The sequence below is a fragment of the Pontibacter akesuensis genome (genome assembly GCF_001611675.1).
In the GTDB taxonomy this organism is placed as follows: domain Bacteria; phylum Bacteroidota; class Bacteroidia; order Cytophagales; family Hymenobacteraceae; genus Pontibacter; species Pontibacter akesuensis.
On the sequence record NZ_CP014766.1, the window covers coordinates 553,361 to 577,973 of the forward strand.

22 protein-coding genes are annotated in these 24,613 nt (G+C 50.1%); 11 read left to right on the top strand and 11 right to left on the bottom strand.

Translation table 11 applies throughout. The features are described from left to right. Positions 1–72: 72 nt before the first annotated feature. From A0W33_RS02250 to A0W33_RS02280, 7 genes are all read right to left on the bottom strand, one after another. Positions 73–606, bottom strand: a complete 534-nt coding sequence (locus A0W33_RS02250) for a hypothetical protein (protein ID WP_068836660.1) — start codon at positions 604–606, stop codon at positions 73–75. Further along, positions 607–1,443 (bottom strand): phytoene/squalene synthase family protein, encoded by an 837-nt coding sequence (locus tag A0W33_RS02255; RefSeq protein WP_068836661.1) that lies wholly within the window; start codon positions 1,441–1,443, stop codon positions 607–609. Positions 1,444–1,464: 21 nt separating this feature from the next. Next, positions 1,465–2,961, bottom strand: coding sequence for a phytoene desaturase family protein (locus tag A0W33_RS02260; protein WP_068836662.1), 1,497 nt, complete (start codon positions 2,959–2,961; stop codon positions 1,465–1,467). A gap of 16 nt (positions 2,962–2,977) precedes the next feature. Continuing rightward, positions 2,978–3,493, bottom strand: coding sequence for an RNA polymerase sigma factor (locus A0W33_RS02265; RefSeq protein ID WP_068836663.1), 516 nt, complete (start codon positions 3,491–3,493; stop codon positions 2,978–2,980). 231 nt (positions 3,494–3,724) lie between these two features. Beyond that, positions 3,725–4,603, bottom strand: a complete 879-nt coding sequence (locus tag A0W33_RS02270; protein ID WP_068836664.1) for a MerR family transcriptional regulator — start codon at positions 4,601–4,603, stop codon at positions 3,725–3,727. After that, on the bottom strand, positions 4,584–5,075 hold the full coding sequence (locus A0W33_RS02275) for a sterol desaturase family protein (RefSeq protein WP_068836665.1): 492 nt from the start codon (positions 5,073–5,075) through the stop codon (positions 4,584–4,586). Before A0W33_RS02275 ends, A0W33_RS02270 begins: the two co-directional genes overlap by 20 nt. Before the next feature lie 49 nt (positions 5,076–5,124). Beyond that, entirely contained in the window at positions 5,125–5,934 is an 810-nt protein-coding gene (locus A0W33_RS02280; RefSeq protein WP_068836666.1) for an enoyl-CoA hydratase/isomerase family protein, read from the bottom strand. A gap of 237 nt (positions 5,935–6,171) precedes the next feature. On the opposite strand from A0W33_RS02280, the gene A0W33_RS02285 reads away from it, so the two are divergent. From A0W33_RS02285 to paaD, 5 genes are all read left to right on the top strand, one after another. Continuing rightward, entirely contained in the window at positions 6,172–6,795 is a 624-nt protein-coding gene (locus A0W33_RS02285) for a TetR/AcrR family transcriptional regulator (RefSeq protein ID WP_068836667.1), read from the top strand. A 71-nt stretch (positions 6,796–6,866) separates the two neighbouring features. Next, positions 6,867–7,853 carry a 1,2-phenylacetyl-CoA epoxidase subunit PaaA gene (gene paaA, locus A0W33_RS02290; protein WP_068836668.1) on the top strand — a complete coding sequence of 329 codons (987 nt, stop codon included), beginning with the start codon at positions 6,867–6,869 and terminating at the stop codon, positions 7,851–7,853. Between the two features lie 107 nt (positions 7,854–7,960). Further along, positions 7,961–8,596 (top strand): phenylacetic acid degradation b, encoded by a 636-nt coding sequence (locus A0W33_RS02295; RefSeq protein WP_068836669.1) that lies wholly within the window; start codon positions 7,961–7,963, stop codon positions 8,594–8,596. Beyond that, positions 8,596–9,351 (top strand): 1,2-phenylacetyl-CoA epoxidase subunit PaaC, encoded by a 756-nt coding sequence (gene paaC / locus A0W33_RS02300; RefSeq protein ID WP_068836670.1) that lies wholly within the window; start codon positions 8,596–8,598, stop codon positions 9,349–9,351. Before A0W33_RS02295 ends, paaC begins: the two co-directional genes overlap by 1 nt. A gap of 121 nt (positions 9,352–9,472) precedes the next feature. Further along, positions 9,473–9,958: a 1,2-phenylacetyl-CoA epoxidase subunit PaaD gene (paaD, locus tag A0W33_RS02305; RefSeq protein WP_068836671.1), complete on the top strand. Its 486-nt coding sequence runs from the start codon at positions 9,473–9,475 to the stop codon at positions 9,956–9,958. A 77-nt stretch (positions 9,959–10,035) separates the two neighbouring features. Here the strand turns inward: paaD and A0W33_RS02310 are convergent, their stop codons facing one another. Further along, complete coding sequence (locus A0W33_RS02310) at positions 10,036–11,769, bottom strand: M3 family oligoendopeptidase (protein WP_068836672.1); 1,734 nt, start codon at positions 11,767–11,769, stop codon at positions 10,036–10,038. Between the two features lie 114 nt (positions 11,770–11,883). Further along, positions 11,884–12,969 (bottom strand): ferredoxin--NADP reductase, encoded by a 1,086-nt coding sequence (locus A0W33_RS02315; protein WP_068836673.1) that lies wholly within the window; start codon positions 12,967–12,969, stop codon positions 11,884–11,886. A 257-nt stretch (positions 12,970–13,226) separates the two neighbouring features. On the opposite strand from A0W33_RS02315, the gene A0W33_RS02320 reads away from it, so the two are divergent. From A0W33_RS02320 to A0W33_RS02330, 3 genes are all read left to right on the top strand, one after another. Beyond that, positions 13,227–13,796: an HNH endonuclease gene (locus A0W33_RS02320; protein WP_068836674.1), complete on the top strand. Its 570-nt coding sequence runs from the start codon at positions 13,227–13,229 to the stop codon at positions 13,794–13,796. Positions 13,797–13,847: 51 nt separating this feature from the next. Further along, complete coding sequence (locus A0W33_RS02325) at positions 13,848–14,549, top strand: peptidoglycan DD-metalloendopeptidase family protein (protein ID WP_068836675.1); 702 nt, start codon at positions 13,848–13,850, stop codon at positions 14,547–14,549. 92 nt (positions 14,550–14,641) lie between these two features. After that, a complete protein-coding gene (locus tag A0W33_RS02330) occupies positions 14,642–15,490 on the top strand; it encodes a mechanosensitive ion channel family protein (RefSeq protein WP_068836676.1) in 849 nt (282 codons plus the stop codon). A 73-nt stretch (positions 15,491–15,563) separates the two neighbouring features. Here the strand turns inward: A0W33_RS02330 and A0W33_RS02335 are convergent, their stop codons facing one another. Beyond that, positions 15,564–16,772, bottom strand: a complete 1,209-nt coding sequence (locus A0W33_RS02335; protein ID WP_068836677.1) for an ABC transporter permease — start codon at positions 16,770–16,772, stop codon at positions 15,564–15,566. Positions 16,773–16,840: 68 nt separating this feature from the next. Here A0W33_RS02335 and A0W33_RS02340 point away from each other — a divergent pair, with 68 nt between their 5' ends. From A0W33_RS02340 to A0W33_RS02350, 3 genes are read left to right on the top strand one after another with little or no spacing between them, the layout of a single operon-like run. Continuing rightward, positions 16,841–18,082 (top strand): exo-beta-N-acetylmuramidase NamZ family protein, encoded by a 1,242-nt coding sequence (locus A0W33_RS02340; RefSeq protein WP_068839880.1) that lies wholly within the window; start codon positions 16,841–16,843, stop codon positions 18,080–18,082. Positions 18,083–18,084: 2 nt separating this feature from the next. Further along, positions 18,085–19,023, top strand: coding sequence for a methionyl-tRNA formyltransferase (gene fmt, locus A0W33_RS02345; RefSeq protein WP_068836678.1), 939 nt, complete (start codon positions 18,085–18,087; stop codon positions 19,021–19,023). Next, positions 19,020–19,505: a dihydrofolate reductase gene (locus A0W33_RS02350; protein ID WP_068836679.1), complete on the top strand. Its 486-nt coding sequence runs from the start codon at positions 19,020–19,022 to the stop codon at positions 19,503–19,505. The genes fmt and A0W33_RS02350 overlap by 4 nt, the downstream gene beginning before the upstream one ends. A gap of 66 nt (positions 19,506–19,571) precedes the next feature. Here the strand turns inward: A0W33_RS02350 and porU2 are convergent, their stop codons facing one another. Next, positions 19,572–24,584, bottom strand: coding sequence for a putative type IX secretion system sortase PorU2 (gene porU2, locus A0W33_RS02355; RefSeq protein WP_068839881.1), 5,013 nt, complete (start codon positions 24,582–24,584; stop codon positions 19,572–19,574). Between the last annotated feature and the right edge of the window lie 29 nt (positions 24,585–24,613).

Consider the following 24,613-nt stretch of genomic DNA (forward strand, 5'->3'; position numbering starts at 1 on the left):
AAATCATCAAGAAGCAATCCCTTTAGAAAACCGAAAGCACCAAACACTGCCGTTTAACTCCTCTCCCGCAGATCAAATGTCGATGCGCTGCAATACCTTCTTCTCCGCAGGCGTAGTGTGTTCTTTCGAAATCATGAAATCAAGTATGGTGCGTGCCAGCTCCGTTGGCATACCTGATTTTGGGTGCTCTTTTAATGCCTCAATTACTATTTTTTTGTCTTTCTCGATATTCGGGCTTAGGTTCAGGTAACGCGGCACATAATACTCCACCGTAAACCTGAGGAAGCGTATTTCCGGATTATCCGCGTCCTTCTCCACCGCTTTCTCAAAAATGGCCGCCGCAGACTTCACCTGCTTTAGCTTGCTGTAAGGGTTCCAGACATACTTGGCCATCACAGCCTCCGACGCTGCTTTGTAAGCCAGCACCGAGGCATCTTCGCCTTTGTAGGCCATCATCTTCTTGTTGAAGCGCGAGGCCACGTCAGCGTCCAGGCTGGCTGCCCGATACTCCTCCCTCAGCACCGTCAGCTTGTAACTGGAGGGGTTGTCGGCAAGGGCTATCTGAACTATAAAAAGTAAAAAAAGAAACGGTAATTTATTCAGCATTTAGATTGCATTAAGTCTGTACTTGACGTACGAACCCAACAATAGTGCCAGCTTCGTATTATCAGGTACTCTTACGCGCTCTTCCAGAATATGGGTTGCAGGCAGTGCCTGTATCTTCCGGAAAAGTTTAAGATAGTAAACGTATGCCAGGTACACCCCCATCCGCGCCGTGCGCGGAAGCGCCATAATGCCGGCGTAGGCCTCGTCAAAATCTTTCCGGATGTCTGCCTCTATCTCCTCTTTGCACTGGTTGCTAAACTTCTGGTACTCCACTTTCGGAAAGTACACCCGTCCGCGCTCCTTAAAATCGCTTTTCATGTCGCGCAGGAAGTTTACTTTCTGGAACGCCGCGCCCAAACTGCAGGCAGGCTTCTTCAGGCGCTCAAACATTTCATTGTCTCCCTCGCAGAACACCTTCAGGCACATCAGGCCCACTACCTCGGCAGAGCCGTAGATATATTCCTCGTAAAGGGAGCGGTCGTAAACTTGATCATCTAGATCCATCTCCATACTTTTCAGGAAGGCCTGGATGTAAGATTTGTCTATTTTATACTTGTTTACCACACACTGAAAAGCGTGCAGCACCGGATTCAGGCTTAACTGCTGGTCAATGGCTTCGTAGGTTTGCTTCTCGAAGTCCTGGAGCAGTTTGCGCTTGTCATGGCCATGGAAAGTATCCACAATCTCATCGGCGCAACGCACAAACCCATAGATGGCGTAAATGGGCAGGTGGAATTTTTTATGCAGCGTTTTGATACCCAGCGTGAACGAGGTGCTGTAGGCCTGGGTAATTACTTTGCTGCACTGCATACAGGTATCTTCGAAAAGCTGCTCCATTCACTTGCTGTTTAAAATCTTTTATACGGTGACAACGGCGGGCAAGGCAAACTCCTTCGCCACTTCCTTGGCCACCACCTGCCCCGAGATAAGCGAGGGCGGCACACCCGGGCCCGGCACCGTTAGCTGCCCGGTATAAAACAGGTTCTTTACTTTTTTGCTCTTCAGGCTTGGCTTAAGTATGGCGGTTTGCAGCAGCGTGTTGGCCAGGCCGTAAGCATTGCCCTTGAAGGCGTTGTAATCTTTTATAAAGTCGCGGTGGGCGTAACTTCGCTTGTACACAATGGCACTCCGGATTTCCTGCTTCGTAAGCCGCTCCAGGCGGTCCATCACCAGGTTAAAATATTTCTCGCGCAGTTCCTCAGTATCCTCCAAGCCAGGGGCCACTGGTATAAGTATAAACAGGTTCTCGCAGCCTTCCGGTGCCACAGCAGGATCCGTAACGGAAGGCGCCGAAACATAGAACAGCGGCTTTGTCGGCCACTTCGGGTTTGTGTAGATCTCCTCGGCATGCGGCCCGAAATCCTCATCAAAGAAAAGGTTGTGGTGCTGCAGGTTCTGCAGCCGCTTGCTCACGCCCAGGTAAAACAGCAAAGACGACGGCGCCATCACGCGGTCTTCCCAGTAGGCATCGGTGTAGCTTCGGCTGGTTTCGGGCAGCAGTTCCTTCTCCACATGATGATAATCGGCACTGGCCACCACCACATCGGCCTGGAAGGCATCGGTAGAAGTCTGCACCCGGTGCACAACTTGTTTCTCCACCTGCAACTGCTGCACATCCTGGTTATAGCGGAACTTTACGCCCTTTTCGGTAGCGAGCTTTACCATGCCCTCCACTATCTTGTGCATGCCGCCCATCGGGTACCATGTTCCAAGGCTGATATCGGCATAGTTCATGAGGCTGTAGAGGGCGGGGGTATTTTGCGGCAAGGCGCCCAGAAACAAAATCGGAAACTCCATCAGCTTGATGATCTTATCATGCCGAAAGAAACGACGGATATGTTTGTGGAACGACTGAAAAACATCCATCCGGATCACATCCAGCAGCAGGCGCGGGCTCATGAACTCGGTTAGGGAGCGGCCTGGCTTGTACACCAGTTGGTTGATACCCACCTCATACTTGTATGCGGCCTGCTCCAGGAACTTGTCGAGCTGCTCGGCGCTTCCCTTCTCCATACTTTCGAAAAGAGCATGCATTTGCGGCATTTGAGCTGGGATGTTTACAAAATCATTTTCGCCGAAAATAACGGCGTAGGAAGGATCCAGCCTCTTGAGATCATAGTAATCAGAGGTGCTTTTGCCGAATTTATTGAAGTATGACTCGAACACGTCGGGCATCCAGTACCAGCTTGGGCCCATATCAAAGGTAAACCCATCTGCTGAGAAGCTTCTGGCCCTGCCGCCGGGGCTGTCGTTCTTCTCCAGTACGGTTACCTCATACCCTTGGTCGGCCAGGCTGGTGGCAGCGGCTAAGCCGGAGAAACCAGACCCGATCACAATCACGCGTGTTCCTATCATACTACAAGATACTCTTTTAAACGTCTTGTTGGTACACCTTCAGCGCCTGCTTCAGCTCTTTACGGGCAATGTGTATGCGGTTTTTCACGGTACCGATAGGAATACTTAGTTTATCGGCAATCTCCAGGTACTTGTAGCCTACATAGTACATCATGAAAGGCGTGCGGTGCTCCTCGCTTAAGTTGGCGATGGCTTTGTTTATATCATTCATGACGAAGGTTGCCGTGCCTTTGTTCTGAGTTACATAGCTTTCGTCAGTGTTCAGGTACTGCAGGTACTCGGAGCTGTCAACTTTACTGCTGCGCTTGGTAACCTTGTTGTAGTTGTTGATGAAGGTATTGCGCATGATGGTGTACAACCATGCTTTCAGGTTGGTGCCGGCCTTGAACTTGTCGCGGTTAGTCAATGCCTTCAGCATTGTTTCCTGCACCAGGTCCTTGGCATCGTCCGTGTCGCGCGTGAGGTTCATGGCAACCGGCCGGAGCGACTGTGCCACATTTTGTACGAGATTGTTGAATTCTATTGCAGTCATCTTGTTTAATGTATCAAGGTGTAACCATAAACAAATATACGATGTCTACTGAAATAAAAACAGTTTTGTCTAACTTATTTTGTAAATACCTTAAACATTATCGATAAACAACCTATCAAAGCCTGTGTATGTACACTTTATTATGGTAAACGACAAAACGAGTCCGGGCCCCTGCCGCTTTCGAAACAAACGAAAACAGCCGGAGCCCGGATTGGGTGCTGAAATAATTTTTTACCCTTTAAAAAGGGCGATAAAATCAGCCATGCAGGGGATGCGTACAACATTCTGCGGCAGAATCAACCCCTCCTGATGCACCTGATAGCCATACACATAGATGGTACTTCGGGTAAATCTGTCGGATAGCTTATTGATGTAACCCTGCACCTGGTCGCGCTCCGGCGATGTGGTGAAGGCCGTGCAGATGTGCGCAGTTTTGAATTGTTCGTGCGTAAGCTCCAGATCCTTGAAAGGCAGGTTTTGCCCCAGGTAAATTACCCGCTGCCTGTTAGCCCGAAGAATGTAGTTCATGTACAGCAGCGCCAGCTCGTGCAGTTCGTTCTCTGGCAAGTATAAAATGAAGGTGTCGGCGTTGTCTTTCCAGCGCGCCGGCTGCCCGTCGATGGCCACCAACAGCTTTTGCCGGATCAGGTTGCTTACAAAGTGCTCGTGGGCAGGCGTGATGTTGCCTGTTTGCCAAAGGATACCAATCTTGTTCAGGAAAGGATACACGACGTCCTGCATCGTGTTCAGGAAGCCCATTTGGATGGTGGCGGTGGAAAGGGCCTTGTCGAACTTTTCCTCGCTCATATCGATCATGGCTGATACCAGTGCGCTTACCTGGTGCGAGCACACACAGGGTTCATCGCAGAGCTGCTGCACCTTCTGCTGTATCTGCTCCGAATCCATCTGCGCTATCTTCGATATCTTATAGCCCCTGTCGTTGAGCAGCGAGATATTAAGCAGCGACTTCAGGTCTTCATCATCGTAGAAGCGAATGTTGGTGTCAGTCCGTTTGGGGTTCAGGATGCTGTAACGCTGTTCCCATATCCGGATGGTATGCGCCTTGATACCTGATAAATGTTCGAGTTCCTTAATAGTGTACTGAGCCACGTTTCTCCTGTTCCTGTTTGTTCACAATTTCATAGGCTGACCGGAAGTAGCGCGGAGCCACCCACAGCATACCAAACGATTCGGAACCATGCTTGCCCTGCTCCTTGTGGTGCACCTTGTGCGCCATGTTTAAAGCTTTGAGGTAAACATTAGACGTTTTGCCAAACAACCTGATGCGCCGATGTATAAAAATATCGTGTATCAGGAAGTAAGCCACACCATACAGCGTAATGCCCGCTCCTATCCAGAACCTGTAATCTATGGGGTCGGTGCCGAATATAAAAAACAGCATCGACAAAAAGCCATAGTAGGCAAAAAACAGGTCATTTAACTCAAAAGCGTGATTGTGCCTGGTGTGGTGTGACTTGTGGAGAAACCAGAGAAAACCGTGCAGCACATACTTGTGCATTACCCACGCCACTCCTTCCATGGCCACAAACGTCAAAAGCATAATTCCGATGCCTGTCAGCATACTCACAGAACAGTAAGTTTAACCAATAGTTTTGAATAGTAAACAAAGTTTACCACTTTATCTGCTCCTTGTTCAGGAAAGCGGCAATACCGCGCTGGCAATCCTCACTGCTGCGGGCCACGGCATTCATCTCGGCGGCGTACTGCAACCCTTCCTCCAGGCTCATTCCCTGCACCCGGGCAATCATCTCCTTCGTAGCCTCCATCGACTGCTTTGAGTTTTCGGCGCAGAGTTTTTGGGCAAAGGCAAAAACGCGCGACTCCAGTTCCTCGGCAGGCACCACCCAGTTCACCAGGCCAATCTCCTCAGCCTCGGTAGCCGAAATCAAATCGCCGGTTAGCAGGAGTTGTTTGGCTTTGGCCTCACCTATTTTGCGCAGCAGGAACACTTTCACGATGGCCGGAATAAAGCCGATCTTTACTTCGGTATAGCCGAACTTCGCCTCCGGCACCGTAAATCCGAAATCACAAATGGCAGCCAGCCCGCAGCCGCCCGCAATGGCGTGGCCGTGTATCTGGGCAATCACTACTTTTTTGAGGGTATAGATCATCCGGAACAACTCCATCAGGTGGGTGGAGTCCAGCAGGTTCTCGTGGTAGTCATTTTCCTGCAGGCGCTGCAGGTACTCCAGGTCGGCGCCGGCGCAAAACACCTTGCCCGCCGCACGGAGCACAATCACCTTGCTTGCCTCGTCTTCCTCGGCAAAGGCAAAGGCGCGCTTCAACTCGGTTACAACTTCAAAATTCAGTGCATTTCTTTTTTCTGGGCGCGACAGGGTGATAAAGCCCACTCTGTCTTTTACCTCATAGTTTACAAATTCCAGTGTTTGCTGTGCAGCAGTGTTGGACACGTCAGTCATGGTAGCTCGTCTTTATATCTTTCGGAAATAATTAGCCTGGAAAACAAATATACGCAAGTATGGGCGCAAAGCTTTCTTTACTCCCTCTTAATACGGCTATTCCCCAAACGCGCACGCACGCAGCTCTTTTAAAAGTATAACCAGGCACATTCCGTCAGTATCAACCTTTTACCAGACGAAACGTTTAAAAATATATTTGCTAACGAACGTTAGGTTGCATATATTTGTTAGATATATATGGAGGTACTATTGAGCAGAAAAGAACAGATAGAGAAAACAGCCACGGCGCTTTTTAAGTCAAAGGGTTTTTCAGCTACTTCCATGCGTGACCTGGCGAATGCGCTGGGTATTGAGGCCGCCAGTATTTACTCCCACATCAAATCGAAAGAGGAAATACTGCAGCGGGTTTGCTTTAAGATGGCGCAGGAGTTTTTTGAGGCCATTGATGCCGCCGAAGCGAATGCGGGCACTGCTACAGACCGACTGAAACGTGCCATTGCCGCCCACGTGCAGGTGCTCACTCAGAACACAGAGGCCTCTGCCGTGTTCCTGCACGAGTGGCGCCACCTGAGTGAGCCGATGCTGGCAACTTTCCTTTCGCTGCGCGACAAGTATGAGGCCCGCTTTCGGAACATCATCAGCACGGGCATCAGCAGCGGCGAGTTTAGTGTGCCGGACGAGAAATTTGCCGTGCTCACGATACTGTCGGGGCTAAACTGGATTCATACCTGGTACAAGCCGGAAGGCAAAATGACACCGGCTGAGATTGCCGAAAACCTGACACAAATGCTACTAAATGGCCTGACGACAAAAAAGCAGGCTTTGTACGATACACACGCTCACCTTAATACACCTAACTAGTCTACCTTTATCAGCTGGGCCGGAAACGGCTCAGCAACCTTTTATTCTTGAACCTTTAAACTATAGATATTATGTACGGAGGAGGAAACGTTTTCGAGGCTACTAAATTCGACGACCTGCAGACAGAAGACCCTGCAAAAATGGCCGAGTTCGAAGCCCGCATCGCGCGCGGTGAGAAGATCGAGCCGAACGACTGGATGCCAAGTTTGTACCGCAAGCAGCTGATCCGCATGATCGAGCAGCATGCGCATTCTGAAATTATCGGTGCCCTGCCAGAAGGCACCTGGATTACGCGTGCCCCCGGCTTCCGCCGCAAAATGGCGCAGATGGCTAAGGTGCAAGACGAGGTAGGACACGCGCAGTTGCTTTACTCTGCCGCTGAAACACTCGGCAAGTCGCGTGAGCAAATGCTTACGGACCTGATCAATGGCAAGTCGAAGTACTCCAACGTGTTCAACTACCCAGCCTATACTTGGGCAGATTCCAATATTATCTCCTGGTTGATTGACGCGGGTGCGATTGTGAACCAGATGGCGAATGCCAAAGGCTCTTATGGTCCTTACTCCCGCGCACTGGAGCGTATTTGTGCCGAAGAGGCTTTCCACCTGAAGTATGGCCACGATGCCGTGGTACATATGGCAACAGGATCTCCGAAGCAGCGCGAAATGATTCAGGCAGCGCTTAACCGCTGGTGGCCTCCGATCATGACCTTCTTCGGTCCGTCCGATAAAATGAGTACGCATACTGAAACGCTCATGCGCTGGAAGGTAAAAATGGCTTCCAACGACGAATGCCGTCAGCAGTTCCTAGACATGTACGTGCCGAAGATCTGGGAGCTTGGATTAACCCTTCCTGATCCGAACCTGAAGAAGAATGCTGCCACCGGCGAGTGGGAGTTTACAGAGCCGGATTGGGATGAGTTTAAGCGCGTGATCAATGGCGATGGCCCGTGTAACGCCGAGCGCCTTGCTGTACGCCGTACTGCTGAAGAGCGCGGTGCCTGGGTACGCCACGCCCTGCTCAACCCAAAAGCGAAATACGTGAAGCCGCTAGCTTAGCGGCAATTATAAAATTAGAAATCTTGAATTATGAATGGCAGTATGAGAAAAGCCCTTGTGCAGTTTCTCATACATCATTTATAATTCATCATTCATAATTCAGAAAGATGAGCTTAAAGTCCCTTGACCCGAGAGTAACACGGTTAAACCTGCCCGAGGGCGAGGTGCCGCCGATGGAGGAAAAGTCCGAACTAGACCAGTTTGAAACGTACGAGGTGTTCCATCAGAAGAAGGACGGTGCCGCCCACACCTATGTTGGACCGGTGCATGCCCCGAACGAAGATGTGGCTTTCCTTTTTGCCAAAGAGCAGTATAGCCGCCGCTTTGCGTGTGTTGGCCTCTGGATTGCCCGCACCGAGAACATACAGGTAACGCCTTATGGCAACGATGGTGAAATCGTGTATGACATGCTGCGTGTGGAGGAGCCTGCCCAGAGAAGCGAGCAACCTGAGCCTTACGAGATTTTCCACCTGAAAAAGCGCGGCAAAGCGCATGCCCACGCCGGCCGTGTGATGGCAACTTCGTACATAGAAGCGTTACAGGAGGCAAAGCAGCAATTCGGCGACAAAGGCCCAATCGTGAATGTGTGGGTAGTGAAGTCAAGCGATGTGCTGCAGTCGGCCGAGGAAGACAAGGACATGTGGACGACGGTGCCGGACAAAAAATACCGCGAGGCCATTGCCTATAAGGTAATGGACAAGATCACAAAGTATAAAGAAGCCCATAAAAATACACCTGCCTAATGAACGAGCAAGCGATAAAAGACCTGTTATACAAACTGGCCGACGACCAGCTTATACTTGGCCACCGCAACTCCGAATGGACCGGCTTTGGCCCTATCCTGGAGGAGGACATTGCTTTCTCTTCCATGGCGCAGGACAAGATCGGCCACAGCCTGGCCTTTTACACCTTGCTGCACGAGCTTGGCGAAGCAGACCCTGATACAGTTGCTTTTACCCGCAACGCCAATCAGTTCCACAACAGCCAACTGGTGGAGTTGCCGAACGGTGAGTATGACTTCAGCCTGATCCGACATTTCCTGTACGACAACGCCGAGATCATCCGGTTTGAGATGCTGTCGCAGTCTGCGTATGAGCCGATTGCCAAGGTGGCCATGAAACTGAAGGGCGAGGTAAAATACCACGTGCTGCACGCCAACACCTGGATCAAGAACCTTGGATCATCCACAGAAGAGGCAGTGCTTCGCCTGCAGTCTTCCCTAAATGAGGCGCTGCCCTATGCTTTGGGTATGTTTGAAGTATCCAAGTATGAGCAGGAGTTGATTGATGCTGGAGTGTATGCAGGCGAGGAAGCCGTAAAAGCTGAGTGGCTGCAGCGCATCCAGACAGTGCTTGACAAAACTGAGCTAACGCTGCCTGATCTAGCGAGTATAACTCCCAAATTCGGCGGACGCTACGGGGAGCACACTGAGCACCTGCAGCCACTGGTAGAGGAAATGTCAGAAGTTTTCAAGATCGACCCAACGGCTGAGTGGTAGTTTTTGATGCGTAGCACGACATACGTATCAAGTAGCACGATTTTATCGTGTAATTAAACACTCCTATCATATTCATTAAATCGTGGTACGTGCGTCGTGCTACTTGATACGATCACTAAAAATGGAGCTAACCAAAGAACACATACTAACGCTGCTTGAGGAGGTAAAAGACCCCGAGATTCCGGTGCTCTCGCTGGTGGACCTGGGGGTGATAACGGGTGTGGAGATTTCGGAAGACGAGCACGTAACGGTGAACATGACGCCCACCTTTGCCGGTTGCCCTGCCATGGATTACATGAAGAAGGATGTGGAGCGCACCCTCGACAAGCACGGCATCAGTAAGCACACGGTGATTATGTCGTTTGATAAACCCTGGGACAGCAACAAAATTTCAGACAAGGGACGGCAGCACCTGAAGGAGTTCGGCTTAGCTCCGCCCCCCAAGTATAACATGGTGCTGGACCTGGATATTCTGGAATACGCCACCTGCCCCTACTGCAACAGCGACAACACGAGCATGCGCACACCATTTGGACCTACCCTTTGCCGCTCCATGCACTACTGCAACGATTGCCGCCAAATGTTCGAACAGTTCAAGCCGCTGTAGCAACAGCATCAAGTATAAAAGAGGAGCGCCTGCTATAGTGTTATAGCAGGCGCTCCTCTTTTATACTTAGTTTAATCTTATATCTGCGCCATTTCCTCTTTCACAAAATCAACAAGACTTTTGATGTAGTCCGTGCTGAAGTCGAATTTAATGCCAGCTGCCTCGTATACTTCACCAATGGATACGGTATAGCCCAGGCTCAGGGCACGCTTATAAGCAGCCAACCCTTCAGCTGGATTCTCTTTGTAGTTCTTCCAGACAGCTATCGCACCAAGCTGCGCCATGGCGTACTCAATGTAATAGAATGGCACCTCGTAAATGTGCAGCTGCTTTTGCCACATGAAAGGCTTATACTTCTCCAGCCCTTCCCAACTCACCTCTTTGTGGTTGAAGGTGTTGAAGATGGTTACCCACTCCTGGTGGCGCTCCTCTTGCGTCTGCTCCGGGTGCTCGTACAGCCAATGCTGAAACTTATCGACGGTGGCTACCCATGGAAAAGTTTCCAGCACACTTTCCATGTGCGTTTTTTTCGCACGCTTCAGCTCGTCCTCATCCTCGAAGAAGGTATCCCAGTAATCCATCGAGATCAGCTCCATCGACATGGAGGCCAATTCGGCCACTTCTGACGGTGGGTGCTTAAAGGCGTTCAATCTCAAGTCGCGGGTCAGAAAGGAATGTACCGCGTGGCCGCCTTCATGCAGCATCGTGATCACGTCGCGCAGGCTGGAGGTGGCGTTCATAAAGATAAACGGCACGCCCACCTCATCCAGTGGGTAGTTATAGCCGCCAGGTGCCTTGCCCTTTCTGGATTCCAGATCCAGGTGACCCATGGCACGCATCGTGGCCAGACAATCGCCTAGAAAAGTATCCAGTTTATAGAACACCTGCACCGTCTTCTCCATCAGCTCCTCGCCTGTCTGGAACGGCTCCAGCGGTTTTCGTCCTGTCGGGTCCACATCTAGGTCCCAGGGCCGGAGCTCGTCAACACCTAACTGTTCTTTGCGCTCCTGATCAATTTTGGTGAGCAGTGGCACAATCGTCTCCTCAATAGAATCATGGAAGTCGAAGCAGTCTTGTGGAGTATAGTCGAAGCGCCCCATGGCGGCAAACATGTAATCACGAAAGTTTTCAAAGCCAGCATTCTTGGCCACCTGGTGGCGCAGCTTCAGCAGCTCGTCAAACAGGTCGTCCAACTTCTGGTGGTCTTCGAACCGCCGCTCCTGCACCGCACGCCACGCTTCTTCGCGCTGGGCTCTGTCTGTGCGTTTCAGGCGATCGGCAGCACGTTGCAGCGTTACCTCTTCCCCATCCAACGTCACCGTCATGGCGCCCGTAATGGCGGCATATTGCTGTTGTTTTGTGCTGATTTCAGTCTGCAGCGGGATATTCTCTTCCCGGAAAATTTCCAATGCGCGTTCCACCCCGCGCAAATAGATTCTATACTTTTCCTTGTCCAGCGCTTCCCTGTATGTCGAGTTGATCAGCTTCAGATTAAGCTCATGATCGAGCGGTGCAATATTGGGCTCTATCTCTGAAATAAAATACTGAAAAGCCTGTGTGGTTTCCTCATTCTGAGTGTCACAAGTCATGCGGATATAGCGCCACCCCAAGTCCTCTGAAAGCACGCTTTCCAGTTCACTTCGGTCTTGCATCCACTTTTCGAGTTCCTCTACGCTGTTCACCCCACGCGCCTGAAGTTCCTCGAAGTATGGCTTGATAGTTTCCCATTTGTCTACCCTGAAATCCTCCGAAAGGTAGGCCCGTGGTTTACGCCTGGGAATGATTAGGTTTGTTGTTTGTTGCGTTGTCATTTTGGCGAGAGTGTTTTAGAAGTACAATATAGCTAGTTCTTATGAAAGTACAAAAAAAGAGCAGCGCCATAAGAAAAATCCTCTGGCGCTGCCCTTATATACGTTTCAAAACCCCTATCCGATCTCTATCACCACATTTCCCGTTAAGGGATGCCCCACGCAGTTGAGCACATAGCCCTCTTCCATTTCTGCGTCTGACAGTCCTTCTCGCTCATCCAGGTGCACTTTGCCGCTAAGGCACTTGCCACGGCAGGCGGTACAAAGGCCAGCCTGGCACGAGTACGGCAGGTCTATATCCTGCTCCAGCGCCGCCTCCAGTATGGTCTGGTCTGGCTCCACCGCGAAGCTGTACTCCGCGCCCTCGTAAATGACCGTTACCGTTTGTGTGGTGATCTCCCCGTCATCGTCTGTAGAAGCAACATCGCCATGCTGTGCCTGCTGTTGCTGTTCTACTAGTTTGTTGCTCACAAAGCTTTCCCGGAAGATACGGTCAGCGGCCACGTGCAGCACATTAAGCGCATGGCGCACCTCCTCCATCATTCCCTCCGGGCCGCACATAAAGTATACCGCGTCCTGCAGCTTCGTCAGCTTCAGGCGTTCCATTATCTTGAGGATCAGGCTCTGGTTCAGGCGGCCGCGGTGGTCGCAGTCGTGGGTGGGCTGGCTGTACACGTACTCAATCTGCAGGCGCCCTTCGTACTGCCGCTGCAGTTCTTCCAACTGCTCTCTGAAAATAACCGATTCCTCGTTACGGTTACCGTACACCAGCGTCACCTTACTGTTAGGCTCCTCGCGCAGCACTGCTTTCAGGATAGACATCAGTGGGGTAATTCCACTTCCTGCCCCAAACAGCAATACATGCCGCTGGTTATCCGGAGCGCAGGTCAGGCAGAAATTTCCGAGTGGCTCCATCACCTTGAGCTCCTGCCCCACCTCCAGGTTATCGAGCAGGTAGTTCGACATCATGCCACCGTCTACGCGCTTTACGGTAACAGACAGGCGCGGCGCCTCATGCGGCGTACTGCTCAGGGAGTAAGAACGGCGAATTTCCTTTCCCTCCACAGGCAGTATCAGGGTAAGAAACTGTCCGGGCTTGTAATCTATGGGCTTTTTATCTGGATGTTCGAAATGAATGGTGGCGGCATCGGCCGTTTCTTTGGTGATTTCTACAACCTTTAAATGAAGGTATGGGCTACTCATGCTGTTATATTTTTTCGCTGCTATATTGCTTTAAAACTAATTCCAGGCCCGAAAGTTACGATATTCCTGTTTGTACCGGGAATAATAAATCACAATTATGGTACTAAACCATGTACATACGTGTAAAATATTTTGAATATTAGTTGTAAAATATATAAAAAAAAAGCCGCAACTTTACAGCATGTAACTCAGGCAAGCAGGCCCTCAAGCTTAATTACCCGTGTTCCCTTACCGTACTCCCACTAAATGAAAACAAAATGCTGTACAAACTGACCCTAAAAAACTGTGAAAAAACAGTAGTTGTAGACGACACAACCTACGACTACATTCAGAACAACGCCTATCTGCAACAGATAGAGTTTCTGAAGCACCTGCGCATCCACTCCAACGGCTACGCCTTCTTCCAAAAGAACTGGCCGCTTAAGAATGGCAAGTACCGCAACGAGACGATTTACCTGCACAAGATGATCGGCGAGCAATTGCTGGAGCGGCCGGAAAGCGAACTGAAGCTTTACGTGCACTTCAAAAACGGCAATAAGCTGGATTGCCGCCGCGAGAACTTGGAGTGGGCACCGCTTTGTAAAATCGTGCGCAATACCTCTAAAACAGAAAACAAGCTGGGCGTTCGCGGTGTGCACAAGGAGGCGCAGAAATACCGCGCCATCATCCACCACAACAAGCAGCGCATTAACCTGGGCACCTTCGAAACCCTGCAGGAGGCCGCCCTTGCCTACAACAAGAAGTCGGAGGAGCTGTTTGGCAAAACAAAGAGCCTGAAGACCTACAATAAGGCATTGGAAGAGGAAGCGACTGCGCCAATCAGCTAATTTCTGCTTATACTTGCACTGGCCGCCATATAAAGCGGCCAATGCAAGCTTATGGAAAACTCGCAAGATCTTAGTGCCCTGCTAAGCAGGCACAGCCATGCCTTCGCCCCGGTGCTGGATGCTGACCTGAATTCAGACCAGGTGTGTGTGCTGGATTTCTCAGCCAATAACACGCTGCTTCAGAACACGAACCTACAAAACACCTCTGAATTTGATGCGGCTGTGCAGCAGTTGCTGCGGCAGCAGAACGCCTCTATCGGCGTAGGCGGCTATCTGGAGGATCGTTTTATTTACCGCCGCAGCGCTCATTTTGATGTGGCAGCCGAGAGCCGTAACCTGCACCTGGGTGTGGATGTGTGGCTGGAGGCGGGCACAGCAGTATTTGCGCCGCTGGATGGCACCGTGCACAGCTTTCAGGATAATGACAACTTCGGCGACTACGGACCGACTATAATACTGCAGCACAAACTGGAGGAGGTAACTTTTTATACCTTATACGGCCACCTGAGCCGCACCTCGCTGGAGGGGCTGCAGGATGGAAAAGCTCTCAAAAAGGGCGAAAAAATTGCAGAAGTTGGACCTTTCCCCGAAAACGGCAACTGGCCGCCGCACCTGCACTTCCAGGTTATCCGCGACATGGAGGGCAGGTATGGCGACTTCCCAGGAGTTGCCGCCTCCAGCGATCGTGCTAAGTATAAAGCGCTTTGTCCCGACGCCAACCTGATCCTCAAAAGCCGTCATCTTTCAAAATAGCGCTAAAAAGTGTAGCTTTGTTTTAATGCCTTTATGCAGGCGCTGCTTTAACCGGCAGCGCCTTTATTTTTAAAATCAAACCACAAGTTAACATGACGCCCGACATTGACACCTACCGCGACATGGTCGTAAACTTTGCGATTGTGTACGGCATGCGCCTGCTGGTGGCCCTCGTAATCCTGGTAATCGGCATCTGGGTTATGAAGCGCCTGAACCGGTTTATACAAGCTGTGATGCTCCGTAGAGGAGTAGACGAATCGCTGCGGCCTTTCCTGACCAGTATTTTCAGCGTAATGCTTTGGGTACTCCTGATCGTGATGGTGATTTCGCAGCTGGGGGTCGAGATGACGTCCTTTATCGCCATACTTGGTTCTGCGGGTTTAGCCATTGGCCTCGCATTGCAGGGCAGCCTTTCCAACTTTGCCGGCGGGGTGCTTATACTTACCATCAAGCCGTTTAGGGTGGGTGATTACATCGAGGCACAGGGCCAGGGCGGTACCGTGCACATCATCAACATCTTTAACACGGTGCTTAAAACGGCTGATAACAAAACCATCTATCTGCCCAACGGACCGCTGGCCTCAACGGTGGTTGTCAACTACTCGGTGGAGCCTACGCGGCGTGTGGAGCTGATCTTTAACGTTTCGGTGCACAACGATATCGGAAAAGTACGCCAGCTGATTCAGGAGCTCATCAGCCAGGATGAGCGGGTGCTGCCTGAGCCGGAGCCGGCCATTGTCGTCACCAATTTCGCAGAGCACGCCATCACCATCAGTACCCGCATCTGGTGCAACCGCCCTGATTACTGGAGCCTTTTCTGGGACATGACTGAACGGGCCAAAGCGACTTTCGAGCAGCACAACATCGCCTTGCCCGTACCGAAGCGCGAGGTGCTCTCCTACCCCGAAAGCGGCCAGCAAGCAGCGGCCTTACCAGTTTAAGTATAAACTACATCAACTAAAAAGAGCGACTTCCGAATAGAGGCCGCTCTTTTTAGTTATTAGCGCAAAATGCTTAGTCGAACTTGATGGCTTTTACAGGCTTGATGCGGGCAATCATGGCGGCCGGGATAAGTATAGCCAGCATGGTCAGCACAATTGTCAGCACGTTTAGGATAATAATAACGCCGATATTCCAGCTGATCGGCACGCGGTCCATATAATAGTTTTCAGGATCGAGCGGTATCAGCTCAAAATAATACTGCAGTGCGCAGAAACCCAGGCCAATGATGTTTCCCCACACCATACCCTTTATTGTCAGGTTCAGCCCTCTGAAATAGAATACCTGCCGTATCTGGGCATCGGTCGCTCCTACGGCCTTCAGCACCCCAATCATGTTTATTCTTTCAATGATCATGATGAACACGGTTGATACCATGTTGAACGTGGCCACGAAAATAATGAGCACCAGAAAGATAATAACGTTTTTGCGGAGCAGCTTCAGCCAGTCGAACAGCTGCGCGTGGCTGTCCGTGATTTTCTCGAGCTGCAGGTCATACAGCATCTGCTCAAAAACCTGGTCGGCCGCCTGGTCAATCTGATCAAAGTCATTCAGCACAATCTCCACGCCGCCCACCAGGCTATCAGGCCAGCCGTTCAGCTCCCGTATCAGCTGCAGATCGCCGAGCACAAACACTTCGTCAAACTCTTCTAAGCCAGTATTGTAAATTCCCTTCACCTTCAGCTTCCGGGCTCGTGGCGGGTTCTGGATAAAATAAAAGATCGCCTCATCCCCCACCTCCAGCTTAAGCTGGCTGGCAATTTTCTGGCTTAACAGCACCTCCTTCGAAGAAGTGGAATCGTTGAACGTGATCAGCTCCCCCGCCTCCAGGTTATTTTGCATCGAGCTTAGGTCATAGTCCTGCTCCACTCCTTTCAGCACCACGCCCAGCACTTCCTCATCGGTTTTAATGATGGCTGTTTTGCGCGCAAAAGCCTGCACCTGCTTGATGCTCTGGATGGAATCCGTAATGCCAATGTTGCGGCTGATGGGCGAGCCTTCGTATGAATTGTTCGTATCATACTTGCTAACCTGCAGGTGCGCCCCAAAGCTGAAGATTTTATCGCGAATCTCGTTTCGGAAGCCCTCCAGTATGGCAAACGACACAATCATGATGGCGATGCCGGTGGCTATACTTATTATTGCTATTTTTGTAACAGACTGGGTGAAAGAGCCAGCCTGTACTTCTGATATTTTATCAGATATGTATTTGGAGATGTTCACTCGCTTCGATTGAATCTTTATCAGCTTTAAAGATAGGTATGAATTTTGACTTATACCTCACAAAAACTATGATACAGCCTTTCTCACTTCTACTCACATCGCTGCTTCTCTCGCTGGGTGGCTGCAGCACCAACCAGGCCCCCGCTACAAGTCAGGAGCCGGCCCAAATGGCCGCACCTGCCCCTGAGCTGGTTTCGGAACCGGTGGCCGAGCCACTGAAAACGGGTGCCGAGCGCATGGAGTTGTACTTGCCAAAGCTGCAGGGTAAGCGCGTGGGACTTGTGGTGAACCAGACTTCTACCATCGGCAACACGCATTTGGTGGATACCCTGATTAGCCGTGGCGTAGACGTGAACATTATTTTTGCGCCTGAGCACGGCTTCCGGGGTGAGGCCGATGCGGGCGCACATATCAAAGATGCGAAGGACCCTAAAACTGGTTTGCCCATTATCTCCCTCTACGGCACCAACAAAAAACCGCTCCCTGAGCAGATAAAAAACCTGGATGTGCTGCTGTTTGACATTCAGGATGTGGGCACGCGCTTCTATACCTACATCAGCACCATGCATTACGTAATGGAGGCTGCGGCCGAAAACGGCAAAGAGGTGTTTATACTTGACAGGCCAAACCCGAACGGGCATTATGTGGCCGGGCCTGTGCTGGAGAAAGAGCAGAAGTCGTTTGTGGGCATGCACCCCATTCCGATTGTGCACGGCCTGACGGTGGGTGAACTGGCCATGATGATTAACGGGGAGAAGTGGCTGGAGGGACAGCGCCAGGCAAACCTGACGGTGGTGCCGATGACGGGCTACACGCACAACACCGCCTATGACCTTCCGGTAAAGCCGTCGCCCAACCTCCCGAACGCACAGGCGATTGCGCTGTATCCATCCCTGTGTCTTTTTGAAGGCACGAACGTGAGCGTGGGCCGCGGTACAGACGCTCCTTTTCAGCTAATCGGCAGCCCGAACTATACGAACAAGGATTTCTCGTTTACACCGCAAAGCACGCCGGGCGCTTCCAGTCCGCCGCACAAGGGCGTTACCTGCTACGGCATGGACTTACGGGCTCCTGCCGATGCGCAGCCCTTCACCCTGGCGTACCTGCTGGAAATGTACCAGAACTCATCCGACAAAGAGAAGTTCTTTAACTCGAACAACTTCTTCGACAGGTTGGCGGGCACCAGCAAATTGCAGCAGCAAATTAAAGCCGGTAAAACAGAGGCCGAGATTGTGGCCAGCTGGGAGCCGGCTTTGTCCAAGTATAAAACATCCCGTAAGCAGTACCTGCTTTACCCTGATTTTAACTAAGCATGACCCAAGAATTGCGCATTGTGTTTATGGGTACGCCGGATTTTGCCGTGCCTACCTTGCAGACACTCGTGGAACACAAGTATAATGTAGTAGCTGTTATCACGGCACCGGATAAACCCGCTGGCCGTGGGCAGAAAATAAACCAGTCTCCGGTGAAGGAGTATGCGGTGGCACAGGGAATTCCGGTGCTGCAGCCTACCAATCTTAAATCAGAGGTATTCCTGGAGGAGCTGCGCAGCTACAGAGCAAACCTGCAGATCATCGTGGCTTTCCGGATGCTGCCTGAGGTGGTGTGGTCGATGCCGGAGTTGGGGTCATTTAACATTCATGGCTCACTGCTGCCAAAGTACCGCGGTGCAGCCCCTATTAACTGGGCCATCATCAACGGCGAGAGGGAAACAGGCGTTACTTCATTTTTCTTGAAGCACGAGATTGATACTGGAGATTTGATCTTTCAGGAGCGCATGCCCATACTGGAGGAGGATGACTTTGGCAGCGTGTATGAGAAGCTGAAGTATAAAGGCGCGGAACTGGCGCTCCGCACCGTGCAGGCAATCGAGCGCAGTGAGGTGCAGACACAGCCGCAGGTGGTGGACACCGAGACAAAACATGCGCCGAAAATCTTCAAAGAAACCTGCGAGATCAACTGGAACCAGCCGGCACAGCAAGTGCGCAATTTTATCCGTGGGTTAAGCCCTTACCCTGCTGCCTGGGCGAAACTGGGAGGCAAGACTTTTAAGATATTTAAAGTTGAGGCGCTGAAAGACGCAGCCTATACCTCCGCGCCCGGCCAGATGCATACCGACAACAAGACCTTTCTGCATGTGCAAACGGCAGACGGAGCCATCGCCATACTTGACCTGCAGATGGAAGGGAAAAAACGCATGCCGGTGCAGGACCTGCTGCGTGGGTTTAGCTTTGAAATTGCACAAGTATGATCGCACTCGTAGTAGCCGCCGCTGAAAACAACGTGATCGGCAAAGACAATGACCTGATCTGGTACCTGCCCGCTGACCTGAAGCACTTTAAAAGCATCACCATGGGCCACCCGATGCTGATGGGCCGCAAAACGTATGAGTCCATTGGAAAGCCGCTGCCCGGCCGCACCTCCATCATCATCACCTCCCAAAAGGATTTTAAAGCGGAAGGGTGTGTGGTGGTGCACTCACTGGAGGAGGCCCTAGAGAAAGGGCGTGAACTGGATGATGACTTATGTATTATTGGCGGAGCAAATGTGTACCAGCAGGCGCTTCCGCTTGCTGATAAAGTATACCTCACACGAGTACACCATTCATTCGACGGCGATGTATTTTTCCCGGAATTATCTCCTGCTGAGTGGCAGGTGGTGGAGGAGGAGCACCATGAGCCGGATGAGAAAAACAAGTACAGCTATACCTTTCAGACGCTGACACGAAAGTAAATCAAGTATAAAAGAGGCGGGCCGCTACAGTGTAGCGGCCCGCCTCTTTTATACTTGCCTGATTCCTTAACGCAGGATGTACAGCTTGCCATACCCGTTTTTGAAGGCTTTGTCTCCAAATGTTATCCGGTGCTTCATCTCCTCCTGGCCTTTGCTCATGATCACGCGGTAGAGGTAAACGCCGTTTGCCAGCTTGTCGCCATACATGTCAGTGCCATCCCAGGCATACTCAGTTTTATTGTTGCCGATGCGTAGCGGGCCGAGTTCTTCCTTCATGATCTCCTTCACTACCTTCCCCGTCACCGTCAGAATCTGGATCTTCATGTGCTCCGGAATTGTGCTGCCGGTCAGGGTGAAGATAAAGTTCGTTTTGGTGGAGAACGGGTTCGGGAACGGGTAAAAGTTCGTCACGCTCGATTCACTGATCACCTCAAAGCCGATGCGGTAAGGCGTTACGCCAGATTCTTTCCCTACTGCATCCTTTGCCCGCACTTCCAGCCTATATTTACCATCCTCAAGCTTATTAGGCTTGTACTCCAGCTTGAAGTCGCTTTTTTCGGTTGCTGGCACGTACTTCACCTCCTGCGGATTGTTCATCAGGTTTATTTCCGTGGCAACCTCAAATTCATTCACCATCACCACCGACATCTGCGACGGGTCCTTCAGGAACACATAATCGTTCTCGTCTTTCACCACAACACTAATCAGCGGGCTTGGCGACACAATATCGCCATCCAGAATCTGGATACCGTCAAAGGCAACATTCATGATCGGGTGCAGTTTCGACTTCACATTAAAGCTCACCTCGTAGATGTTGTTGCCATACTCCTGCTCAGGCAGGATACGCGGGTTCACGTACAAGCTGACTTTGTAATTTCCTTCAAATTGCTTTGTATTGAGCATATGGCTGAACATAACTGTTTCCTCTGGGCCTGCAGGCTTAATTTTAAAAGTAGAGGTAGTAGGTTGCAGTCCATCGCCAGACAAAGTTACCTCTACCGTCAGCGAGTCAGAGAAAGCAGTAGAAGTCAGGTTCTGGAAGGCCATCGGTATCGTCAAACTTCCCCGACCGGCTATCGGACTTAGATCATCGGTACCGGCTTTCACCAGGTCTGGGCGAATTACACCCTCTGGCGCGGCCTCATACAGCACAAACCACTCCTTCAGTTGCGGCGCTGTCCGTGCAGTTGAATCCGATAGAAAAGCAGATAACTTTAGGTTTGGATAGGCTGTGGCATCAATGTTCGATATATCCAGCGACTTCGCCTGCACCCGCTCCTGCAGCACTGTTTCTGCGCCGGTAGCGTCCACACCGATTAGGCTCAGTTTATACTTGTCATCACCGCCCTTATACTTTTCAATATTGTGGTGCAGCGACCCCCATTTCAAAGCCGGACCGATAGTGGTAGAGGTAATGGTACCTGCCTGGCGTGTGGATTCCAGCGTTACGTTCAGTTCTATACTTTGTGCTTTAGCAGGTGTCCCCCCTTCTCTTTCGGCCTCTTCCTTCGAATACGTAATCTCCTGAGCTGTTCCAGGAGCCGCTCCCTTACGGCCTACAATGGCGAAGGGATCACCGGTTTTCAGATCATTAATCAGCACGGATCCGATGCTTCTGAAAACTTCTTTCGCCTCTTCGGTAAAAGTGCTAAAAGGAACATTCTGCATACCTAACACTGCCACATGATAACCTTCAGGCACTACATCCATAAATTGCTTGAGCTTTGCAAGATTGGCAGTAACTACCTCTCCCCTTGAATTCAACAATGGACCCGTATCGAAAAGAAAGTTAACGTCATTACAAGTTGTTTGTCCCGGCAGATTAGTCACAGGTTCCAGGGTGACGTTATTGAAAACGAACATGTAAAAACGTGGCTGACTATTCCACCTACCGCAGTAGAACCCTAATTGCTGTGCACCATCTATAAAGAAACCATAGGGCGGATCTATAAAGCCTACACTTCCGCCTGCTGTTTTAAGATCTAGGAACTTTCGAACAGTACTGAACTTCCATTTACCGTTATCCTGGTCAAGCGAATCAACACCTACCAATTTCGCTTCTTTGAACTGCCCTTTATGGCTCTGCGACCAGCCAGAAGTTACTTCAGGTATATGCCTGAATGAGCTATTTACCCACACCGTGTCCTCTTCAGCACTATAGCTATCAAAGCGTGCACGCCAATAATATACGATGCTGTCTCTCGAACTATTATTATTGATTAGGTCTACATCCCAGGAGGCGAAAGCAGCCGAAGCGCTCTTGCTGTTTTTAACCCAAGGGCTATCAAACGTGCTTGTTGTATCTAACTCAAAGTAAACGGCTCTATCCTCTTTCTCAACATTGGCCTGTACCGTTAAGGCTGCCCTTTGCTTGCCAACTATACTATACTTTAAGGGATATACAACTGACAGACCACTTGAAGAGAGGTAGTGTTGAAATATACTTGTGTTATTATCTTCGTTCAGCTCATCAATTACTTTATCGCTGTCTACGGTTACCTCAAAGATGTTGATACCTAAGGCAGAAACACCCTTGTTAGGCAAGGTTAATTCGACTTGCTTGCTTCTGTAAACAGAGCCTATTTTAAAGTTTTGTGTCGGGCTGACAGTATTATCGGGGAACGTCCTTTTGACTGAAACACTAATAGAGTCTGTTATTGCCTTACCAAGATTCTCAACATTAAAAGACAGCTTAAGCGAGTCTGACGATACAGTTGCAAGGTCTCCAGTGCTGTTCCTTAATTTGAGACTATTATTAGTAACAAGGTAATCAGGCTTGCTTGGGTTGTACAGGTGTACGGCTGGATCACCTTGTAATGCAATTTCCAAAACCAAGGCTACTTCTGTGTTATTTAAATAGCCTTGTGCCATTCTATTTATTACCTCGCGCTGCACCATGCCAAGGGTTTGTCCATAGTATTTTTCACTGCTCAAGCCGATAGAGTAAAAATTAGAAGCATATATGTGCAGCTTATCCGGATAACCAGCACCAACATGCGCAATCATGGCAATAGCACCCTTTTTAGGTGTATTTAGCCAGTCTTCTCCGAATGAGGTATAATTATTTATATAGGCATTCCCGACGTTACACCCATTCATTAATATTACAGGATACTTACCTTCATTACTGTAATTGCTAAGTGCACTGGACACGTAGCCGATGTTGAGGTCTGTATAGGTAGGTGAACTGTGCCCAAAAAAAGTCAGAAGTGACAACCCGGAGTTTACTTCTTTCGAAACATCCAACTCTTCTATAACCTCGCTAAGGTTTTGCCGGGTTTTCTCGGTTACGTTAGCACCCAAAAAAGGACCTTCAGCTATTCGGGTATAAGTGTCTATGTAATTTGAAATATCTCTTATTTCTCTTGCTGTTTTTCCTCCACCTAGATGTAACACATTTTTACGCCAAGGAATACCTGCAGGAGTTGCCTCATAGACTTTAAGTTTATCTAAATAATTGATAATTTCTAAAGCACTCTTGGAAGATACCCGTCCTGTTGCCATTTTGGGAGTATAGTCATTACTTCTGAAATCTACAGAGAACAGAATATCAGAAGCAGGAAACCCTCCTGTAGGAACGATATCCTGAGCTCTGGAAGCAACATTTCTGTAATTTACCTTATCTGCCTCCACTCCTTTGCCGAGCAACAGCAAGTGCTTTTCACGTGCAGATGTGCTCATATAAGAGCAAAACTTTTTGATGCTATTGGAGGAGAACTCGCCGTAGTGAAATTGATTGACAAGATCATCCACGAAAACCAGAAGGGTATCGTATCCTCCTCCGGCTGCTGAACCTCTGTAAGCCGCATATGCTGCAGGGGCTGCAAGATTGCTTGTCCCAACCTTCTGCATCAACACCTTATTTGAAACAATCAGGTAGTTATGTTCTTCCGGTTTAATGTTTCTAAACTTGATTCCCTTGGTACTACCAGCAGGTATGAGTGCTGCGGCGGTGTTAGCCAAAAGCACTTTGCGGCTTATACTTGTTCCATCGATCACAAACCCTTTTCTGCCATCTGCCGCATGGCCTTCAATTCTTCTTACCTCCCCCTTCTCAGTTACATCATAGGCCACTACAGTGGATGGAGCTCCCGCTAACTCATAGTAATATGCTGCCTTTGTTAAGGAGTCAGTATAAATAGTCATACTACCACCTATAAAAACACTCTTCTGTGGATACAGAAGTTGCGCATAAGCAAGGCCAACTGCCCCTGTAGAACCGCTCACGGCTTTTGGGACAAGCTGCAGCGTTAGCGTATTGTTGGTTCTGTTGACGTCTGTTATGGCTATTGGCTGAGTGGCTTTGGCAAAACTATAGCTCCCATATGAAAGGTTGTTTATGTTTCTGGAAAAGGTGCCATTAATTAAATTGATATCAACATTATGCGCTTTACTGTCTGGACCAACTATAGCATAAGTTAGAATGGGTACAGGCCCTGTTGTCTCTACATTTGATACACCTGATACTATAAAGTTTTGAGAGTTAGTAGATGGAGATGAGGAATAGCCCTCGCCAGCATCCATCCATGGCATCCAGTTTTGTTCGTATTGCCTGCCTTGGCTGTATCTGTTTGCCTGCACCAGCAAAGCCTTCTGCAAATGATAAGGCTCGGGGGTGCGTCCAGCCACGGCAGGGTTCACTTCGCGCATGCGCTTGTTGTTGCCTGTTGTGTTAATAGTCAGAAAATAGGCGGCGGTGTCGGTGTACATGCTGTGGAGCTGGTGCACCTGGTGCGCCGGATTTTTATACAGCTCCTGGTCCAGCACACCGTCGTTACGCTCCCCGAAAAACTCTACAAAATCCTGCGGGTCCAGGCGTCCGTCAGACTCACCGGCCACGTAAATGGCTACCTCCTTGCCGCGGCGAAACAACTGCAGGTGCTGCGGATTCGCTCCCGCTATGCCCAGGCTGCTCAGGTACGCATGGTCGAGCTTGTAAAGGCCCGTTTCCGTTACCTTCAGTTTATAGTAGGTCTTAGAGTAGTCAATCCACTCGTTGCCGTACAATTCCTGGGCCTGCGCCGCGCCTGCGGTAAGGCAGGAAATGCAAACTAGAAGCAGGAATAAAAATCTTTTCATACGTGTTGCTGTTTTCTGTGCAATGTTGT